General features: G+C 33.2%; 19 protein-coding genes. 7 read left to right on the top strand and 12 right to left on the bottom strand.

The features are described from left to right. Both fbaA and IR010_RS15890 read right to left on the bottom strand, forming a co-directional pair. The gene (gene fbaA, locus IR010_RS15895; RefSeq protein WP_029271808.1) at positions 1-1,068 is read right to left on the bottom strand and encodes a class II fructose-bisphosphate aldolase; all 1,068 of its coding nucleotides are present in this window, start codon (positions 1,066-1,068) and stop codon (positions 1-3) included. Positions 1,069-1,128: 60 nt separating this feature from the next. Further along, positions 1,129-3,702, bottom strand: a complete 2,574-nt coding sequence (locus IR010_RS15890) for a BamA/TamA family outer membrane protein (protein WP_029271809.1) — start codon at positions 3,700-3,702, stop codon at positions 1,129-1,131. Between the two features lie 37 nt (positions 3,703-3,739). Here IR010_RS15890 and IR010_RS15885 point away from each other — a divergent pair, with 37 nt between their 5' ends. Continuing rightward, positions 3,740-4,468 carry a TrmH family RNA methyltransferase gene (locus tag IR010_RS15885; RefSeq protein ID WP_194605225.1) on the top strand — a complete coding sequence of 243 codons (729 nt, stop codon included), beginning with the start codon at positions 3,740-3,742 and terminating at the stop codon, positions 4,466-4,468. Between the two features lie 9 nt (positions 4,469-4,477). On the opposite strand, the gene IR010_RS15880 is transcribed toward IR010_RS15885, so the two are convergent. From IR010_RS15880 to IR010_RS15865, 4 genes are all read right to left on the bottom strand, one after another. Next, positions 4,478-5,185 (bottom strand): porin family protein, encoded by a 708-nt coding sequence (locus IR010_RS15880; RefSeq protein WP_029271811.1) that lies wholly within the window; start codon positions 5,183-5,185, stop codon positions 4,478-4,480. Between the two features lies 1 nt (position 5,186). Beyond that, the gene (gene ubiE / locus IR010_RS15875; RefSeq protein WP_029271812.1) at positions 5,187-5,918 is read right to left on the bottom strand and encodes a bifunctional demethylmenaquinone methyltransferase/2-methoxy-6-polyprenyl-1,4-benzoquinol methylase UbiE; all 732 of its coding nucleotides are present in this window, start codon (positions 5,916-5,918) and stop codon (positions 5,187-5,189) included. 590 nt (positions 5,919-6,508) lie between these two features. Next, entirely contained in the window at positions 6,509-6,991 is a 483-nt protein-coding gene (locus IR010_RS15870; protein WP_194568074.1) for a dihydrofolate reductase, read from the bottom strand. A gap of 12 nt (positions 6,992-7,003) precedes the next feature. Continuing rightward, a complete protein-coding gene (locus tag IR010_RS15865; protein WP_029271814.1) occupies positions 7,004-7,354 on the bottom strand; it encodes a 2TM domain-containing protein in 351 nt (116 codons plus the stop codon). A gap of 244 nt (positions 7,355-7,598) precedes the next feature. Between IR010_RS15865 and IR010_RS15860 the strand changes: the two genes are divergently transcribed. After that, entirely contained in the window at positions 7,599-7,895 is a 297-nt protein-coding gene (locus tag IR010_RS15860; RefSeq protein WP_029271815.1) for an isoamylase early set domain-containing protein, read from the top strand. A 34-nt stretch (positions 7,896-7,929) separates the two neighbouring features. Here IR010_RS15860 and IR010_RS15855 read toward each other — a convergent pair whose 3' ends face one another. From IR010_RS15855 to IR010_RS15840, 4 genes are all read right to left on the bottom strand, one after another. Then, on the bottom strand, positions 7,930-8,781 hold the full coding sequence (locus IR010_RS15855) for a thymidylate synthase (protein ID WP_194605222.1): 852 nt from the start codon (positions 8,779-8,781) through the stop codon (positions 7,930-7,932). A 112-nt stretch (positions 8,782-8,893) separates the two neighbouring features. Next, the gene (locus IR010_RS15850; RefSeq protein WP_029271817.1) at positions 8,894-9,517 is read right to left on the bottom strand and encodes a bifunctional nuclease family protein; all 624 of its coding nucleotides are present in this window, start codon (positions 9,515-9,517) and stop codon (positions 8,894-8,896) included. A 165-nt stretch (positions 9,518-9,682) separates the two neighbouring features. Next, a complete protein-coding gene (locus IR010_RS15845) occupies positions 9,683-10,651 on the bottom strand; it encodes an electron transfer flavoprotein subunit alpha/FixB family protein (RefSeq protein ID WP_029271818.1) in 969 nt (322 codons plus the stop codon). A gap of 86 nt (positions 10,652-10,737) precedes the next feature. Further along, positions 10,738-11,484 carry an electron transfer flavoprotein subunit beta/FixA family protein gene (locus tag IR010_RS15840; RefSeq protein WP_029271819.1) on the bottom strand — a complete coding sequence of 249 codons (747 nt, stop codon included), beginning with the start codon at positions 11,482-11,484 and terminating at the stop codon, positions 10,738-10,740. 493 nt (positions 11,485-11,977) lie between these two features. Between IR010_RS15840 and IR010_RS15835 the strand changes: the two genes are divergently transcribed. From IR010_RS15835 to IR010_RS15815, 5 genes are all read left to right on the top strand, one after another. Then, entirely contained in the window at positions 11,978-12,955 is a 978-nt protein-coding gene (locus tag IR010_RS15835; RefSeq protein WP_029271820.1) for a pyruvate dehydrogenase complex E1 component subunit beta, read from the top strand. A 63-nt stretch (positions 12,956-13,018) separates the two neighbouring features. Then, complete coding sequence (locus IR010_RS15830; protein ID WP_228515174.1) at positions 13,019-15,523, top strand: DUF5686 family protein; 2,505 nt, start codon at positions 13,019-13,021, stop codon at positions 15,521-15,523. A gap of 212 nt (positions 15,524-15,735) precedes the next feature. Further along, a complete protein-coding gene (locus tag IR010_RS15825; protein ID WP_194605219.1) occupies positions 15,736-16,335 on the top strand; it encodes a DNA-3-methyladenine glycosylase family protein in 600 nt (199 codons plus the stop codon). Between the two features lie 132 nt (positions 16,336-16,467). Further along, on the top strand, positions 16,468-16,998 hold the full coding sequence (locus tag IR010_RS15820; RefSeq protein WP_029271823.1) for an inorganic diphosphatase: 531 nt from the start codon (positions 16,468-16,470) through the stop codon (positions 16,996-16,998). Between the two features lie 111 nt (positions 16,999-17,109). Continuing rightward, positions 17,110-19,662, top strand: coding sequence for a sodium-translocating pyrophosphatase (locus IR010_RS15815; RefSeq protein WP_194568080.1), 2,553 nt, complete (start codon positions 17,110-17,112; stop codon positions 19,660-19,662). A gap of 51 nt (positions 19,663-19,713) precedes the next feature. On the opposite strand, the gene IR010_RS15810 is transcribed toward IR010_RS15815, so the two are convergent. After that, on the bottom strand, positions 19,714-20,082 hold the full coding sequence (locus tag IR010_RS15810) for a type II toxin-antitoxin system HigA family antitoxin (protein ID WP_194568082.1): 369 nt from the start codon (positions 20,080-20,082) through the stop codon (positions 19,714-19,716). A gap of 1 nt (position 20,083) precedes the next feature. Further along, positions 20,084-20,413, bottom strand: a complete 330-nt coding sequence (locus IR010_RS15805; RefSeq protein WP_228515173.1) for a type II toxin-antitoxin system HigB family toxin — start codon at positions 20,411-20,413, stop codon at positions 20,084-20,086. Between the last annotated feature and the right edge of the window lie 107 nt (positions 20,414-20,520).

Raw genomic sequence — 20,520 nt, 5'->3', positions numbered from 1 at the left:
TTATAGTGTGTTCACATTATTTAAATCTGCGAAAGCTTGTTCAAGTCTTGTGTTGAATGTCACTTCGCTTTCACGTACCCATTTTCTTGGGTCATAATATTTTTTGTTAGGAACATCAGCACCTTCTGGGTTACCAATTTGTGTTTTTAAATAGTCAATGTTTTTAACCATATAATCACGAATTCCTTCAGTGTATGCAAATTGTAAATCTGTATCGATGTTCATTTTGATAACTCCGTATCCAATTGCTTCTCTGATTTCTTCAAGTGTAGAACCTGAACCTCCGTGGAAAACAAAATCTACAGGATTAGCACCAGTGTTGAATTTGTTTTGAACGAAATCTTGAGAATTTTTTAAGATTTTTGGAGTTAATTTTACGTTTCCTGGTTTGTAAACACCGTGAACGTTTCCAAAAGCAGCAGCGATAGTAAATTTAGGGCTTACTTTAGATAATTCTTCGTAAGCATAAGCTACTTCTTCTGGTTGCGTGTATAATTTTGAGCTGTCTACATCAGAGTTGTCAACACCATCTTCTTCACCACCTGTAATACCAAGCTCGATTTCTAATGTCATACCCATTTTGCTCATTCTAGCTAAATATTCTTTACAGATTTCGATATTTTCTTCGATTGGCTCCTCAGACAAATCGATCATATGCGAACTGAATAATGGTTTTCCTGTTTCTGCAAAATGTTTTTCAGAAGCATCTAATAAACCATCAATCCAAGGCAAAAGTTTTTTTGCACAGTGGTCAGTATGTAAAATTACAGTTGCACCATAAGCTTCTGCTAAAGTATGAATGTGTTTTGCTCCAGCGATTCCACCAGCGATTGCTGATTTTTCGTTAGCGTTAGACAAACCTTTTCCAGCGTTAAATTGTGCTCCTCCGTTTGAAAATTGAATGATAACTGGCGCATTTAGTTTTGCTGCAGTTTCAAGAACTCCATTGATTGTGCTAGAACCAGTAACATTTACTGCTGGTAATGCAAAACCTTTTTCTTTTGCATAATTAAAAATCTCTTGAACTTGATCTCCTGTAGCTACTCCCGGTTTAATATTGTGTGCCATTGTAATTTTTTTTATAGTTGTTTTTAGTTTTTAGGTTGCAAAAATAAGAATTAATTAGCATTAGAAAGGATAATTTATTCCAAAATTTAAAACCGAGTGCCCAAAATTGTATTCTTTAAACCAGCGATCTCCCTTCTCATGCGCCGGATTATAAGTCTTAAAGCCTAAATCTAAACGAATAACAAAAAAGCTTAAATCGTATCGTAATCCGAATCCTGAGCCTAAAGCAATTTCAGCTAAATCGTTTACGCTGTTAAATTTTGCCTTCTCATCTATCACATTATCGAGCACATTCCAGATATTTCCAGCATCTGCAAATACAGCTCCTTTGACATCGCCTAAAATTTTAAATCGAAATTCGGCACTAAGCGCGATTTTCATATTTGCCTCATTAAAATCATCCATTGCATCTGTGCTTCCTGGACCTAATGAGTAAGGCTGCCATGCACGGTTGTCATTAGAACCTCCCGAATAATAACTTCTTGAAAACGGAACATAATTTGAATTGCCAAACGGAATTGCGATTCCAAAAAAGCTTCTTACTGCTAATACTTTTTCTTTTCCAAAATCCCAGTGTTTGATGTAATCAAATTCTGTTTTTATATATTCTGAATATTCTAAATTAAAGATCTCGTAATTGCCGCTAGTATTTTTAGGCAGACTTGCCAAATTTGAAATAGCGGACAATAAAGTTCCTGCAGATTCTATTTTTGTTTTAAACTGATAAAAAGTATTGTCTGCTAAATCCTTTTTTGTGGTCGTGGTAAAAGTATAGCTTGTAGCTAAAATAAAATCGTTTTCTGTCAAACGAACTCTTCTTTCTTCAATGCTTTCTACATCTCTATATTCAGCTCTGTCTGGCGTAAGTGCTGTTTGATTAGTTAAAACGTCATTAGTAAAACCGGCTGTTCCTTTTGGTATTGTCAGGTTTTCTTTGGCTTGTTCTTCCACCGTTTCTCCCCAGTTTGCAGGCCTTGTGTTATAATCTTTACCAATATTATTTAATTCATCATATGATGAAGTATAAACATTGAAGTAGTTATCAGGATTTAAATTACGTACATACTGAGCGTTAAGCAAATCAAGTTTGACAGTATTACGACGTTTTGGAGACCAATTGTACGAGATTCCTCCCGTGAAATTTTCTTTATCTAAACCGATGTTTCGCTGTTTTGAAAATCCGGCCGCGATTGCAGTTGACGGAATCATCCTTTTCGGAATAATTTTCTCCGTTCCAAATGGCATCAAGATTCTCGGGAAATTCAATTTCATATCAAGGCCATATTCAGAGACATTGAAGAAATTATTATTTGGATTTGCCATGTCTTTTGACGAGCCGATATTTGCACGTGCAGAAATTTCTAATGTTTCAGCGCGGTTAAATACATTTCTAATAGTTTCTGAAACACTTCCTCCAAGACCAAAATCTTGAATATTAGAATGGGTTACATCGAAAGTTGCACCAAAACTATATTTTTTTCTTGGCGTAAGGTAAACATTAGCAATTAAAGACTGCGCTGTCGAATCGCGTTTATCAACTTCATATTGAATGGAAGGATAATTAAAAATCTTTAGATTGTTTAAATATCTTGAAGAAAGTGTTGTTCGTGTGTCTGAAAAATAACTTCCTTTATTAATAAAAACGGCATCAGTTATCGCGCGCGGTTTGTATTTTAATTTTTTGTAGCTGTACAGGTTAAAGTTATTATAGGTCACACTATCACTAACTTTGCCTTTGGCATTTGTTGGCGAATAATCTGTATAAATATTTACGTCACTAATTTTATATAATTTGAAAGGTTCTGTTCTGCTTGAATCTCTTTCCTGAATATTGTTATTGCTGATTTTTAAATTGATATCGGCTTTGTTTTTTTTACCAATAGTATCGATATCAAAAGTAACATATGTTGGCTGGAAAAAATACGCACCATTATTTCTAAAATAAGTGGTAATACGATTTTTTTCTTCTTCAAAATCGGCGGTTCTATATTGATTGCCAGATTTTAAGACTGATGGTTCTTTGTTGGTTTTATACAATGAATCTAAGGCCGGAGTCAAGATAGTAGTTTTAATAGAATCTAAAGTATAGGCTGGACCCGTAGTAATATTATAATTAATTTTAGCTTTTTTAAATCCCACACTATCAACGTTGAAATCGGTTTGAACATTAAAATATCCATTGTTGAAATAATAGAATTTTAAACGAAGCAATGTTTTTTTTGCTTTCGCAGTATCAATAATCACAGGAGCTTCACCGGTATTTTTTAAGAATTCGTGAATACCTTTGTATAAAAATGACTGTCCGAGGCGATCAACCTGTTTTGCAGATAATATTTTAGCCTGACGTTCATATAAACCTGGATGATTTTTAAATTTTGCCTGATAAGTTGAGTCGGGATTTAAATTGGCTAAATTGTATAAATTCAAGCGTAATTTAAAACCAAGCAAGGTACCGTTAGGTTTTTGGTACATTTGATTTGACGCAGTTTCGTCGTTTGTAGACTTTCCGTTTACAAGAATATTATTTTTTACGAGAAGATTTTTTCCATCCGGAACTCTTTTTACGGCATTACAAGCAGAAATAAATATTGCTATTAGAATAAATGCTGTTATTTTTGTGGAATTCTTTTTCAAGTGTTCTTAAATATTTAATTCAAAAGTACATTATTTTATGGTTAGTAAAAACCAAATAAAACTTATCTCAAGTTTACATCAAAAAAAGCAACGTTTTGCAAATCAATTATTTTTTGCTGAAGGAGTAAAAGTAATTCAAGAATTGTTGCAATCCAATTTTGAATTAGAGCATTTATACACAACACAAAATGATTTTGAAGCGGTTCAGTCTTCAAAACGAACTCTTATTAATGAACAGGAACTTAAAAAAATAAGTGCTTTGTCGACTCCAAATTCTTGTTTGGCCGTTTTTAAAATTCCGGCCGAAAACAAAATGATCGACTCAGGTTTGATTTTGGCATTAGACGATATTCGTGATCCTGGAAATTTAGGAACCATTTTACGCCTTTGCGATTGGTTTGGCATCAAACAAATTATTTGCTCTAAAGAAACTGTAGATATTTATAACCCGAAGGTTGTTCAGGCTACAATGGGATCTATCGCTAGAGTAAATGTGAATTATGTTGATTTAAAAACCGTTATTTCACAAACAAAAATAGCTGTTTTTGGAACTTTTATGGATGGAAACAACATTTATCAATCTAATTTGCCTCAAAACGGAATCATCATTATGGGTAATGAAGCGAATGGAATTTCAGCAGAGATTGAAGAAATGGTGACAAGCCGACTCACAATTCCTAGATTTGGAGAGCTGCAAAAAACTGAAAGTTTAAATGTAGCTACCGCAACAGCAATTATTCTTAGTGAATTTAAACGAAATAGTTAACTATTTGTTTTAATGAAAAGTGAAATTTATTAAAATAGCCCTTGATTTCATTGAGTCTATATTACCTGTCCATGGACTATTTGGGTCTTTATCACGAATTAATTCATCTGATATACCAAACATACCTCTTATTGAAGGAGAGAAAATAAAGTATTCTGAGAAAATATCTATTCCAAAACCAACTTCATAAGCAGCTGTCCAAGGCTTTACTCTAAATTTTTGTTCAGAATTGTCATCTTGAGATTTCGAGTTGCTTGATAAATTAAGCGTCGTCGACATCCCGCCAACTAAATACGGACGAATATTTCCAGTACGTAAGGATGAGAATTTTAAAAGTAAAGGAAAATGAATATAAGTACTGTTTACTTCTCTTAAATAATCGTTTTGAGAAGTGAAATTCGGGTAATATAAATCTCGTTTTGTATAGTATAAACCAGGTTCAAAACGCAGATTGATATATTCCTGCAATCTTAAATCAGCGACAACACCAACATTAAAACCAGTCGTTTTCTTTACCTGAATATCTTGATTCATGACATTTTTATAATCAAACTTAAAGTCAAAGCTGTTAAATCCTAAATAATATCCAAAGTAAAGGCGTTGCTTTTGCCAGTTTTCGAGATTAATAATAGGATCTTTGCTAAACATGCTTTTAGCAAATTGCGAATATCCGTTTGTCGATAAGACTAATAAAAGTAAGATTACTGTTTTTTTCATACTATTTTTTAGAAGCAGAATAAATGGTTGCAACTCCAAAAGTTTGAGGCATAGCCACAACATCTATAAACCCAATTTTTCTCAAAATATTGTTTAACGCTTCTCCATAAGGAAAAACAGCAGCAGATTCTGATAAATATCCATAAGCTGAATTGTCTTTAGAAAATAGTTTTCCGATAATAGGGAGTATATTTTTACTGTAAAATTTATATCCTTGTTTGTATGGCGTTTTATCAGGAACCGAAGTTTCTAAAATTACAAATACACCATTTGGTTTTAAAACTCTTAGAATTTCAGCAAAGCCTTTTTCTAAATTTTCAAAATTTCGAACACCAAAACTTACTGTTATAGCATCAAAATAATTATCCGCAAAAGGAATATTTTCAGAATCGCCTAAAACTAAATCAATAGTATTAGAAAGGTTTTTTTCTGCAACTTTCTTTTTTCCAACTTCAAGCATTCCAGCAGAGATATCTAAGCCAATAATTTTCTCTGCATTTGTTTGAGCCATTAATATAGCAAGATCGCCTGTTCCTGTTGCAATGTCAAGAATGATTTTTGGTTTGCTGTCAGAAACGATTTTTAATACCTTTTTACGCCATTTTACATCAATTCCAAATGAAATTACGCGATTCAAATTGTCGTAGTTCCCAGATATGTTATCAAACATTTGGGCAACCTGCTCTTTTTTACCTAAAGAAGAGTCTTTATATGGAGTTATTTTTTCAGACATTTTTTTTATTTACGCAAATATAATACAATCTGCCTTAACTGTAATTGCGTTTTTTAATTTGTGGATTAAATGTTTTAAAAGAAGGCATTTAGCTCTGTTTATAAGTATGATTTTACTGCAAAATGGCACTCACTAAAAGTGGGTATTTTAAAAAAATCACTAAAAGTGGGTATTGCGCAGTGCTTGATTTATACCCAATTTTGCTAAAGATAAAATGATGAAAAATTTTAATGATTGATAGAATACAATGACTTAAATCAAATGGTTACTTTTTGCATTGGTAATTTCATTTGTTCTTGTAAGTAGTTTTCAAAGTATTGTTCTTCAAATTACAATGCTTTTTTAAAAAGTGCAAAATACGTTCTTAGGATTAAATTTGTTTTTGGAAATTTTAATTTTCTTGCCTTTAATATCTTAGTGGTATTTGTTATTAAAGGCTCTTTTGAGATTCATTCTCAATTAACATTAAATGTTATTCAGTTATTTCAAATGTTTTAAACATTTGTGATTTTACGAAAACTATTTCCTGAAAGAGTCAGATCTAAAATCAATCGTTTTTTAAAAAACATCCTCCAAAAGAGGATGTTTTTTTATTTACGGATATAAGTTTCATAAGTGTAATCATAAAGATGTTTTTCATCTTTAAAGTTTTCTTCAGTTTCGACTAACTGCCACTCGTTTTCATTTATTTTAGGAAAAAAAGCATCAGCATCAAAAGTGTGATGAACTTTTGTAATTTCTAGAATGTCGGCATGTGGTAATCCAAGATTGTAAATTTCGCCTCCTCCAATAATATATGAATCTTCATTTTCCGGACATACAGCAATTGCTTTTTCAATACTGTCTACGACAATACAGCCTTCAGGTTTATAATCAGGCTGACGTGTGATCACAACATGAACTCTATTAGGAAGCGGTTTAGGAAAACTTTCAAAAGTTTTTCTTCCCATAATAATGTGATGATTTGTGGTAAGCGATTTGAATCTTTTGAAATCATTAGGCAAATGCCAAACTAGTTCGTTGTTTTTTCCAAGGGCATTATTTTCGGCAACAGCCGCTATCATTATAATCATGGTAATCTAAAGCTAAATTTTGTGTTCTGTATCCTCATTTATTCTGGATTCTAACTGACTGATCCTTTTTTGCTGTAAAGCAACAAGTCTGTCAATTTGTTCTCTTTCCCATTTTTTATTCATAAATCTATCTGTAATATATACTTTTATAAAGTGTAAAATAAACAGAAAAAACCATATTGTAATAGCCCAAATACACCAATTTTGATTGGTAGTTGTACTTGCGCCAAGGCCAAAAAATCTATTGCCAACAAATAAAAATAAACTTCCTAGCAGAAAAAGTACAAAATGAAAATATAGGATTTTCTTTTGTCTTATCCTTCTTCTTGCATATTCATATTGTTCGTGTACTTCTTTTTCCATAAGATAATAATGTATGAGGTCATAAAGTTAGAATTTATTTTTGAAATCAGGAGTACTTTAGGAACGGATTATTTAAGCTGAATCGTGTTTGAAATCTGAAATCCAGAATTTAAGGTGGTGAAAATTACGGATTTGCTCAAAATAATAATGCGTTTTTGATATTGTCGCAAATCGGATATTAAGATGTTGAAAATTCAGATGGATTTGCGTAATTTAGATGTATCAATCTAAAAACTAAATAGTTATGTCTTTAAAGAAGCAATTTATCAAAACAAAGCCAGTATGTAAAGTTACATTTTCTGTAGAAGCTAAAGATGCAAGTTCAGCTGCTGTAGTCGGAGATTTTAACAATTGGAATGCAGAAGAGGGAATGTTGAGCAAACTAAAAAACGGAACTTTTAAAGCGACTTATGACTTAGTGAAAGATGCAATTTACGAGTTTAAGTACGTAATTGATGGAATTTACATTAATGATCCTGAGGCAGATTCGTATAAATGGAATGATTTTGCCGGAAGCGAAAATAGTGTTTTAGTAGTATAAAAAATCCGCTTACTTAAGCGGATTTTTTTAAAATTTATACAGCAACACTTCCTTTTATGCCCGCGTGCGGTTCATAATCTAAAAGTGTGAAATCATTATAATCAAAATCGAAAATGTTTTTAATCTCTGGATTTAAAATCATTTTTGGCAACGGTTTAGGTTCGCGAGTTAATTGCAATTCTAACTGTTCAAAATGATTATTGTAAATGTGTGCGTCACCAAAAGTATGAATAAATTCCCCAGCATCTAAATCGCAAACTTGAGCAATCATCATGGTTAACAATGCATAAGAAGCAATATTAAAAGGAACACCCAAAAATATGTCAGCACTTCTTTGATACAATTGGCAAGATAATTTTCCTTTTGTTTCTCCTTTTTCAACATCTGGACTTGTAACATAAAATTGAAAGAAAGCATGACAAGGAGGCAAAGCTGCTTTATTGTTGGCTACATTTTCTTCAAATGATTTTGTTGTGTCCGGCAAAACAGATGGATTCCAAGCCGAAACCAGCATTCTACGGCTATTTGGGTTGGTTTTTAGTTCAGTAATCAATTCAGAAATCTGATCAATTTCTTCGCTGTTCCAATTGCGCCATTGGTGACCGTAAACAGGTCCTAAATTTCCATCAGAATCTGCCCAGGCATCCCATATTTTCACTCCATTTTCCTGAAGGTATTTAATATTGGTATCTCCTTTTAAAAACCAAAGCAATTCGTAAATAATAGATTTTAAATGTAGTTTTTTGGTTGTAACCATCGGAAAGCCTTCGCTTAAATCAAAACGCATTTGATAACCAAAAACACTTTTTGTTCCTGTTCCTGTTCGGTCTCCCTTTTGGTTGCCGTTTTCTAAAACATGTTTTACTAAATCTAAGTATTGCTTCATGATTGCTTTAAGCTTTATACTGTAGGCTTTAAGCTTTTGCCTAAATGCTTACCATTTGATCTTTAATTCTTTTTTGCTTCATGCTTTAAGCGTGTTGCCTAAAGCTTATAGCCTAACGTTTCGAGATTTCGTCTCTAATTTTGGCCGCTTTTTCGTAATCTTCCTGAGAAACTGCCTGATCTAAAAGTTCGTTCAGTTCTTGTAAACTGTGTTTAGAATATACATCACCAGATTGATTTGTTTCTTCTTCGTGTCCAAAAGTTTCTGGATTCGAAAGTACATCATCAATTTCTTGAGAGCCTTGATCTGTTTCTGCAGTGTTCGATTTTAAATAAATTCCGGCTTTATCTAAAATATTTTTATAAGTAAAAATCGGAGCATTAAAACGTAATGCCAATGCTATTGCATCAGAAGTTCTTGCGTCGATTATCTCTTCAATTTTATCTCTTTCGCAGATTAGGCTTGAATAGAAAACGCCATCTACAAGTTTATGAATGATAACTTGTTTTACTACAATGTCAAATCTTTCTGCAAAGTTTTTGAATAAATCGTGTGTTAATGGGCGCGGAGGTTTTATTTCTTTTTCTAAGGCAATAGCAATTGATTGAGCTTCGAAAGCACCGATGACAATAGGTAATTTTCTTTCACCATCAACTTCATTCAAAATTAAGGCATAAGCGCCATTTTGAGTTTGACTGTATGAAATTCCTTTTATAGACAATTTTACTAGACTCATATATATGGGTAAAAAGGGCATATTAAATGCCTCATTTTAATACTTTTTTTGATTGGAAAATAAAGGTGCAATTTTAATCAAAAAATATGGAACAAAAAAGCTACCTAAAACAAAGATACGATTATCTTGTTTTTAGGCAGCTATATTTTTATAGAGAATTTTAAATTAAGAATGTTGTGCTTTAAAAGCTTTTAATTTCTCTGTTAATTTGGGAACGATTTCAAACGCATCTCCAACAATTCCGTAATCAGCCACTTTAAAGAAAGGCGCTTCAGGATCGCTATTGATAACCACTTTTACTTTTGATGAGTTGATACCTGCAATGTGCTGAATAGCTCCAGAAATTCCTACTGCAATATATAAGTTAGTTGCAACTGGTTTTCCTGTTTGTCCAACGTGTTCACTGTGAGGTCTCCATCCTAAATCAGAAACCGGTTTAGAACATGCAGTTGCAGCGCCCAAAACAGCAGCAAGATCTTCAATTAATCCCCAGTTTTCTGGACCTTTTAGTCCGCGTCCGCCAGAAACTACAACATCAGCATCAGCGATAGATACTTTTCCTGATACTTTTTCTACAGATTCTACTTTTACTCCAAAGTCATTATCTCCAATTGATGGATTGAAATCTTCTTCAGTTGCAGATCCTGCACTTTCGAAAATTCCGTAAGAGTTTTTAGCCAAACCAAGAACTTTTACATCTGTATCAATTTCAGTAATGTTGAAAGCTTTATTTGAGAAAGCATTTCTTTTTACTTGAAAAGGAGAAGTGCTTAATGGCAATCCAACAACGTTAGAAGCAAAGCCAGCATTTAATGCTACCGCAACTAATGATGAAAGATAAATACTGTCTGTTGTAGAAGAAAGTAAAACTACTTTTGTTCCTTCTTTTTCAGCAGCTTGTTTGATTACATCGGCGTAAGCCTTAGCTGTAAATCCTGCTAATTTATCGTTGTTTACTTTTAGAACTTTATCAACTCCGTATTTTGATAATTCGCTTACGTCACTAGTATTTACTGTTAAAGCTGTAACAGTTGTTCCTAAAGATTCGGCTACTTTTTTTGCGTAAGAAGCTAATTCGAAAGCTACTTTTTTAAATTTTCCTTCTGCAGATTCTGCATATATTAATATTGACATGATTTTTTGTTTAGAGGTTATGAGTTTCAAGCTTCAGGTTTCAAGTTGATAAACTGAAAGCTGAAACCGAGACTGAAAACTGATTACTAGATTACCTTCGCTTCGTTGTGTAATAAATTAATTAACTCATCTAAGTTATCAGGAGAAATTAATTTTACAGCTGATTTTGGAGCTGGTTTTTCAAATTTTACCGCTTTTGTATTTATTGGAGCTTCAACAGGCTCAAGAATCGTAAGTGCTTTTGTTCTTGCTGTCATAATTCCTCTCATGTTCGGAATACGTAAATCTTTTTCTTCAACAAGACCTTTTTGACCACCAATAATTAAGGGTAAAGTTGTACTTACGGTTTCTTTTCCACCGTCAATTTCACGAACTGCTTTTACATTATTTCCGTCAACTGTTAAAGCGGTACACGAGTTTAAAAAGTTAGAGCCTAAAATTCCTGCAATCATTCCAGGAACCATTCCTCCATTATAATCTAGAGATTCTTTTCCGGCAATTACTAAATCGTATCCGCCAGTTTTAATTACTTCAGCAAGTTGTTTTGCAACAAAAAAACCATCAGTTGGATTCGCATTAACACGAATTGCTTCGTTTGCACCAATTGCCAATGCTTTACGCAAAGTTGGTTCAGTATCTGGTCCTCCAACATTTACTACAGTTACAGTAGCGCCTTGTTGTTCTTGGAACCAAATAGCACGAGTTAAGCCAAACTCGTCATTAGGATTAATTACATATTGTACACCATTGGTATCGAATTCTGAGTCACCATTGGAGAAGTTAATTTTTGAAGTAGTATCAGGCACATGGCTGATGCAAACTAATATTTTCATAAGTATATATTTTGATATTTATAATATGCTTTGACAAATTTAGAAATTAAAATCGGAATAATATACTATGCATGCATAATATTTTTTAAAAACTATTACGTTTTCGAAGATTGTTTGATTTAGATCCTCTTTTGTTGTCATTCAAAAATAAAAAATCAATCATTTGTGCTGATTCTTAATGATTTTGCAATTTGATTACGTTCAACAACTGTTAAATTTTCGACAGATTTATACTACTTTTCGAATTCTAACGTTTTTAGAAAACAATTTTGCTCAATTAGAATTAACAAATAGTGTTGCGTTTGTCTGAAAAATGCATTTAAGAACGAATTAGTTACAGTTATATCGATTTCGTAATAATCAGAATAAAAATTTAAAAAGTTAAAAGCGACATAGAGAGAGAACTTCATGTGATTTTAAATTCAATTTATGCTTTTAAGTTATTTAAAATAATTATTTTTGCTCTTCAGAAAATTCAACATACAATATAAATATGAGAACAATACAATTTAGAGAGGCCATTTGCGAAGCGATGAGCGAAGAAATGCGTCACGATGAATCCATATATTTAATGGGCGAAGAAGTTGCAGAATACAACGGAGCATACAAAGCTTCAAAAGGAATGCTTGCTGAGTTTGGAGAAAAAAGAGTAATCGATACTCCAATTGCTGAGCTTGGTTTTACAGGAATTGCAGTAGGTTCAGCAATGAACGGCTGTCGTCCTATTGTAGAGTACATGACTTTCAACTTCTGTTTAGTAGGTATTGATCAAATTATAAATAACGCTGCTAAAATGCGTCAAATGACAGGTGGGCAATTTAATGTGCCTATCGTTTTTCGCGGACCAACTGCATCTGCAGGTCAATTAGGAGCGACTCACTCTCAAGCTTTAGAAAACTGGTTTGCTAACACTCCAGGTCTTAAAGTTGTTGTGCCTTCAACTCCATATGATGCAAAAGGGCTTTTGAAATCAGCTATTCGTGACAACGATCCAGTGATTTTCATGGAATCTGAGCAAATGTATGGTGATAAAGGAGAAGTGCCAGACGGAGAATACACAATTCCTTTAGGAGTTGCTGATGTTAAGCGTGAAGGAAAAGATGTTACAATTGTTTCTTTCGGAAAAATCATCAAAGAAGCTTTTATTGCTGCTGACGAATTAGCTAAAGAAGGAATTTCTTGCGAAATTATCGACTTAAGAACAGTACGTCCGATGGATAAAGATGCTATTCTTAAATCTGTTAAAAAAACAAACCGTTTAGTAATTTTAGAAGAAGCTTGGCCATTTGCGAGTATTTCATCTGAAATCACATATATCGTTCAAGAACAAGCTTTCGATTTTCTTGATGCGCCAATTCAACGTATTACAACTGCAGACACACCTGCGCCTTACTCTCCTGTTTTATTAAAAGATTGGTTGCCAAACGCAGCTGATGTAGTAAAAGCAGTAAAGAAAGTAATGTACAAATAGTAAAATAAACATACTTATAAAACTTCATCAGTCATATTAATTGATGAAGTTTTTTTTTGCCAGATGATAAAGAAGATAATTGTACTTAGCCTATTTTTTATATTCACTTTCGTGGGTATTGGAACTGCACAAACTAAAGTGAGTGGAATTGTTTTGGATAAATCAAATCAGCCAATTCCTTTTGCGAATATTGTTTTTAAAGGTTCTAATACCGGAATAGTTTCTAACGAAGACGGACGTTTTTATCTGGAATCACCTAATACTTATACAGCATTATTAGTAACTTCAGCAGGATTTTCAGATAAAGAAGTTCCTTTGGATAAAGCAGTCAATTACAATTTTAAGATTGTTTTGGGCGAAGCGGAAGCTTTGAATGAAGTTGTGATTTTTACCGGAAAAACTTCTAAAAAGAATAATCCAGCATTGGATATCTTGAGGAAAATTTGGGAAAGAAAACGTAAAAATGGCTTGTATCAATTTAATCAATATCAGATGCAGAAGTACGAAAAAGTCGAGTTTGACATGAACACGATTGACAGTGCTCTTATGAAAAATAAGCTCTTTAAAGGAATGGAGTTTGTATTTGATCATGTGGATACTTCTGATGTTACTGGAAAAACTTATCTGCCAATTTTCATCAATGAATCAGTATATGATGTTTATGGAGATAATAAATTAAAGAAAGTAAAAGAAAATCTTAACGGAAGCAAGACATCTGGATTTAACGGAAATCAGCAAATTTTGTCATTCGTAAAAGATCTTTATTCGGATTATAATATTTACGATAATCATCTTAAGTTTTTTGATAAAAGTTTTACAAGTCCGCTTTCAACAACAGGAATTGATGTTTATAATTATGTCTTAAAAGACAGTGCTTACATTGACAAAAAATGGTGTTTCAACATTGTTTTTTATCCGAGACGTAAAAACGAATTGACTTTTAAAGGAGATTTTTGGGTTAACGATACTACTTTTGCCATTAAGAAAATTAATATGGGCGTTACTAAAAGTGCCAATATTAACTGGGTAAAAGACATTTACATCGAGCAGGAATTTGAGGTAGAAAACGATTCTGTTTTTCTCTTGACTCGTGATTACATGATGTCTGATTTTGCTTTAAACAAAAAAGAAAAATCAAAAGGGGTTTATGGAAAACGAACGACATTATATCGAAATCATAAATTCAACATTCAAAAGCCTGAGAAATTTTATAAGGAAGAGGTCAATTTTATAGACAATGCTGTCTATGAACGGCCGGATGACTTTTGGGAAGAAAACCGCTTCGAGAAATTAAATAAAGACGAGCAGGGCATTTATAAAATGCTAGATACATTGCAAACAGTTAAGCGATTTAAACAATTGTACAGTCTTGTTTCTATTTTAGGAAGTGGTTATGTCGAATTTAAAAACTTCGATTATGGACCTATATTCTCAACTTTTGGATATAATGAAGTTGAAGGCTTGAGATTAAGAGTAGGAGGAAGAACTTATTTTGGACCAAATGATCCATGGCGATTACAGGCATACACGGCATACGGTTTTGACGATAATAAATTCAAATACGGAGTATCAGGAAAGTGGATGGTGGACAAGAAAAACCGAGTTATTATTTCTGGAGGTAATAGGCGTGATATCGAACAAATTGGTGCCAGCTTAACTACAACAAATGATATTTTAGGAAGAAGTTTTGCTTCGTCGGCTTTATTTACAACAGGAAGCAACGGAAAATTAACTAACATAAATTTGAGTAATGTTTCTGTTGAAATGGAGGTTAAAAAGAATTTCGTAGTTCAGGCCGGAGTTTCTTATCGAACATTAGAATCGGCTTCGAGTACTTTTAGTCTTGATTATTATACAACTTTGCCATCAGCTGCAAATCCTACGGGAGTTATTGAAAGCAAGGTAACGCAGTCAGAAGCAAATATTCAGTTTGAATATATGCCAAATCGCAAAACTATTGGCTTTGGAGTAGAACGTGACCTTGTTGACAGTCCGTTTAGTCATTTCTTTGTTAACTTTAGTTATGGCTTAAAAGGTGTTTTAAACAGTGATTTTGCTTATGAAAAAATACAGGTTTTTTACAAACAGCCCATTATTATTGGTCCTTTAGGAAGATCAAATATTATTTTGGAAACTGGCAAAACATTTGGAACAATTCCGTTAGGGTTAATGAGTGTAATTCCGGGTAACCAGACTTATTTTACAATTGAAAATACATTCAGTAATTTGAATTTTTATGAATTCATTACAGATCAATATACCACTTTGCAATGGAATCATGATTTCGGAGGAAGGTTATTCGCCAGAGTACCATTTATGAGAAAGTTAAATTGGAGAGAGTTTGTTGGTATAAAAGCAGTTCATGGAACTATTTCACAGGCAAACAGAGCTATAAATGCTTCAGATCAACCGTATAATGCGCCTGAAAATGTATATTGGGAATACAATGCTGGAATTGGAAATATCTTCAAGGTTTTTAGAATAGATTTCTCTTGGAGAGGAAGTTACCTAAATACTCCAGATGCTAATAAATTTGCAGTAAAAGGTTCTTTCGGATTCTATTTTTAAGTTATATATAAGGTTCAGAGGTTCAAAGTTACAAAGTCGCAAAGGTTTAAAATCTTTGCGACTTTTTTATTTCACAAAGATTTAAGCAGATAAGAGCTGATTTTTAATTTCTGTTAAATTAAAAATCTATTTAAATCTGCAAATCTGCGTAAAAAACTTTATGCCTGCGAAATTCTTTTTTCTTTAATTTTGAATAGACTTAAATCAAAGCCATGCAGGAAGCCATCGATTTTCTAATCAATAAGAATCCAATATTTCGTGAAATAATCGAAAAATATGGATTGCCAACCATTCCAAAACGACCACAAGGTTTTGAAACTTTAGTATTGCTGATACTCGAACAGCAAGTTTCTATAGATTCGGCGAAAGCCACATTCTTAAAAATAAAATCCTATACAACTTGTCATCCTGAAACAATGTCGATTTTATCAGATGAAGAATTTCGTGCTTTAGGTGTTAGTCGGCAAAAAACAAAATACATCAAGATTCTTGCAGAAGCTATTTTGAATAAAGAAATTGATATTGAAAGTTTAGCAACAAAATCTGCAAAGCAAGTTCGCGAAGAATTAATTAAATTAAAGGGTATAGGAAACTGGACAATTGATATTTACTTAATGTTTTGTCTTCAAGAGCCAGATTTAATTCCGCTTGGTGATATTGCAGTCATAAATACAATCAAAGAATTACTTGATATTCATTACAAGCAGGAAATGGAGATTCATGCAGAACAGTGGAGTCCGTACCGATCTTATGCCACATATTTGCTCTGGCATTATTACCTAAACAAGCGAAATCGGAAGATTGCATATTAACTCACTGTTTATTAAAAGGAAAGTATAGAAATTAATGTAAAAAGTACATATATTTAATGTCGTTTTTTATTGTAAAAAAGGATTCTTTAGTTACTTTTGCAATCGAAATTATAGAAATAATAAAAAACGAAAATGACCGCAGACAAACTAACGACTTTCGATGTTTTAATCGAAATACCAAGAGGAAGCAGAAATAAATATGAGTACGATTTTGAAATCAAAAGAATGCGTTTCGACAGAATGTTATTCTCTTCAATGATGTACCCAGCTGATTACGGATTTATTCCAGAAACTTTAGCTCTTGACGGTGACCCTCTTGATGTATTGGTTTTAATTAATGAACCAACTTTTCCTGGATGTGTTATTGAGGTAAAGCCAATTGGGGTTTTCCATATGGCAGATGATAAAGGACCAGACGAAAAAATCATTTGTGTACCAGTTTCAGATCCAATTTGGAATTCATTAAATGACCTTTCAGATATCAATGCACACTTATTGAAAGAAATCGAGCATTTCTTCCAAGTTTACAAAGATCTTGAAAACAAAAAAGTAGATGTTGAGGGTTGGGGAGACGTAAAAGAAGCTTTCGCAATTATTGCAGAGTGCACTAAGCGTTTTAATGATATTGAAAACAAACCAGAAGGATTATTTAGTATTAAATAATTTTTCCATTCATATTTTATAAAAAAAGCAATATTCCGTTAGGAGTATTGCTTTTTTGTTTAAATTCGTTTAGTTAGTTTATTGACTATTAACCAAAACCATTAAAATATTATGAATGCATTTATGATTTACTTGCCAATTATTATGGCAATTATAGGATTACTTTTCATGGGAATAAAAAGGACTTGGGTTTTAAAACAAGATGCTGGCGATGGCAAAATGAAGGAAATCTCAGACCACATTTATGAAGGCGCACTAGCCTTTTTAAAAGCCGAATATAAATTATTGACAATCTTTGTTATTATCGCAAGTATTGCCTTAGCAGGAATTACATTTATTCCGGGTGTTAAAACGCATTTATTAATAGTTGTTGCATTCATTTTTGGAGCATTATTCTCGGCTTATGCTGGTAATATTGGGATGAAAATAGCAACCAAAACTAATGTGAGAACTACTCAGGCAGCACGAACAAGCTTGCCACAAGCACTAAAAGTTTCTTTTGGCGGCGGAACCGTAATGGGTTTAGGCGTAGCGGGTTTAGCTGTATTAGGTTTAACTGGTTTCTTTATAATCTTCTTTAATATTTTGTCTGGTGGTGTTTGGAAAGATACCGAAACCATGACAGTTGTTTTAGAAACATTAGCAGGTTTTTCGCTAGGAGCAGAATCTATTGCTTTGTTTGCTAGAGTTGGTGGTGGAATTTATACAAAAGCAGCCGATGTTGGTGCCGATTTAGTAGGTAAAGTTGAAGCGGGAATTCCAGAAGATGATCCGCGCAATCCTGCAACAATTGCAGATAATGTGGGAGATAATGTGGGAGACGTTGCAGGAATGGGAGCCGATTTATTTGGTTCGTATGTAGCAACCGTTTTGGCTGCAATGGTTTTAGGAAATTACGTTATTAAAGATATGGGCGGTAATATTCAGGATGCTTTTGGAGGTATTGGTCCAATTTTGCTTCCTATGGCAATTGCCGGTTTCGGAATTATATTCTCTATTATCGGAACATTATTAGTAAAAATTTCTGATGATAATGCTAAAGAGGCACAAGTACAGAAAGCATTGAATATAGGAAACTGGGTTTCGATTGCTTTAACTGCAATTGCTTGTTTCTTTTTAGTGCAGCATATGTTGCCGGAAACGATGCAGATGAGCTTTTTTGGTGAAGGTTCTAAGGATATTTCATCAATGCGAGTTTTCTATGCTACTTTAGTCGGACTAGTAGTTGGTGGCGCTATTTCATCGGTTACGGAATATTATACAGGATTGGGAACAAAACCAGTTATGGCAATTGTTCAAAAATCATCAACTGGAGCAGGAACTAACGTTATTGCAGGTTTGGCGACTGGAATGATTTCTACTTTTCCAACTGTCTTATTGTTCGCAGGCGCAATCTGGATTTCGTATGCTTTAGCTGGTTTTTATGGAGTTGCACTAGCAGCTTCTGCAATGATGGCCACTACCGCAATGCAGTTAGCTATTGATGCTTTCGGACCAATTTCAGATAATGCCGGAGGAATTGCAGAAATGAGCGAATTGCCAAAAGAGGTTCGTACAAGAACGGATATTTTAGATTCAGTAGGGAATACAACTGCAGCTACAGGAAAAGGTTTTGCAATTGCATCTGCAGCCTTAACTTCATTAGCACTATTTGCAGCTTACGTAACTTTTACAGGAATTGACGGAATTAATATTTTTAAAGCTCCAGTTTTAGCCATGCTATTTGTAGGCGGAATGATTCCGGTAGTTTTCTCAGCTTTAGCGATGAATTCTGTTGGAAAAGCGGCTATGGATATGGTTTATGAAGTGCGCCGTCAGTTTAAGGAAATTCCGGGTATTATGGAAGGAACCGGAAAACCGGAGTATGGAAAATGTGTTGAAATTTCAACTAAAGCTGCTTTACGCGAAATGATGCTTCCAGGAATTTTAACTATTGGTTTTCCAATTGCAATTGTATTATTAGGAAAATTGGTTTATTCAGACAACAATCAGTTAATTGCTGAAATGTTGGGAGGATATATGGCTGGCGTTACTGTTTCCGGGGTGCTTTGGGCAGTTTTTCAAAACAATGCCGGAGGAGCTTGGGATAATGCTAAAAAGTCATTTGAAGCTGGAGTTCTTATTAACGGTGAAATGACGTATAAAGGCTCTGATGCTCATAAAGCAGCCGTAACTGGAGATACAGTTGGAGATCCGTTTAAAGATACGTCTGGACCATCTATGAACATTTTAATTAAATTAACTTGTTTGATTGGTTTAGTCATTGCGCCTATTTTAGGCGAAGGGCATTCTGCTTCAACGATGGCAGAAAAAGGTTCATGTTGTACTAAAACAGAAATGCATGCAGGTGTTATGTCTAAATGCGGTGATTTATCAACAATGACTAAAGAAGAATGCATTGCAAAATGCAAGGAAAAAGGCTGTACTGCCGAAGAAACTGCAAAATGTTTAGCACATTATGATGCAAACGGCAAATATATTTACCAAAAAACAGATTGTTTTGATACAACTAAATACGACAAAAAGCGTGTTGAGGTTAATTTGACTACCACAAATGGAGTTACGGTTGGAACTGTAACAAAAACGGAAAATGGAAAAACAACAACAGAAGTTTTTGAAGGAACTGAAGAAGAAGTGAAAGCAAAAATTGAAGCTGCGAAATAAAATGATTATATAAAAATAAAAAATGCCTCTAAAATTTTAGAGGCATTTTTTTTATGGGTGTAAGACATATTCTTTTATCAAAGTTGAAGCTGGGATATGTAGCGCTTCTGTTAAAATTCTTATTTGTTTTATTGTTAAGGCTCTTTTACGTTTAAAAATTTCTGAAACCCTTGAACGGCTATTTAATAGAACTCCCAAATCTGCATCTGTAAGACCATTTTGTTCCATCATAAATTTTATGGCTTCTATTGGATCAGGTTCTGGAATAGAATAATGTATTTGTTCATATTTTTCTATAAGTGTAACAAGAATATCTAATTCATCTCCTTCATCAGTATCTGGTCTAGCATTAAAAAGATTATTTACTCTTTCTAGCGCTAAATCATAATCTCTTTCAGTTTTTATTGGCCTTATATTCATCTTATAAGTTTTTAATGTCTTTTAAATTATCGTATTCGCCATGAGTTCCAATAAATAAAATATAGATAATTTGTGTGTCATAATTAATTTTGACAATCAAACGATAATGATTTCCACAAATATTAAAGATCACTTTGTTATTTCCTATAAAATCTGCTGAGCCAAAAATGGATTTCACAGCATTTGAATTTTCGAAATCATTTTTATCAAAAATTTGATACCAAGATAACAATTGTTGTTTAGCATTTGGAAAACGTTCCCAGAAATTTTGCAAAGTCCTTTTAGCTATTATTCTCATTTTGATTGGGCAAATGTAATTATTTTTTCCCAAAACGGGAAATTTATTTAAACATTGCAAAAGTAAGAAAATATTTAGATAAAAAAATACCTCTAAATTTTAGAGGCATTTTTTTATGGGTGTAAATCTGTGAAATTAGT

Origin of the sequence: Flavobacterium sp. MR2016-29, assembly GCF_015350695.1 — a bacterium.
Classification (GTDB): domain Bacteria; phylum Bacteroidota; class Bacteroidia; order Flavobacteriales; family Flavobacteriaceae; genus Flavobacterium.
This window is presented reverse-complemented; position numbering and strand designations above follow the sequence as displayed.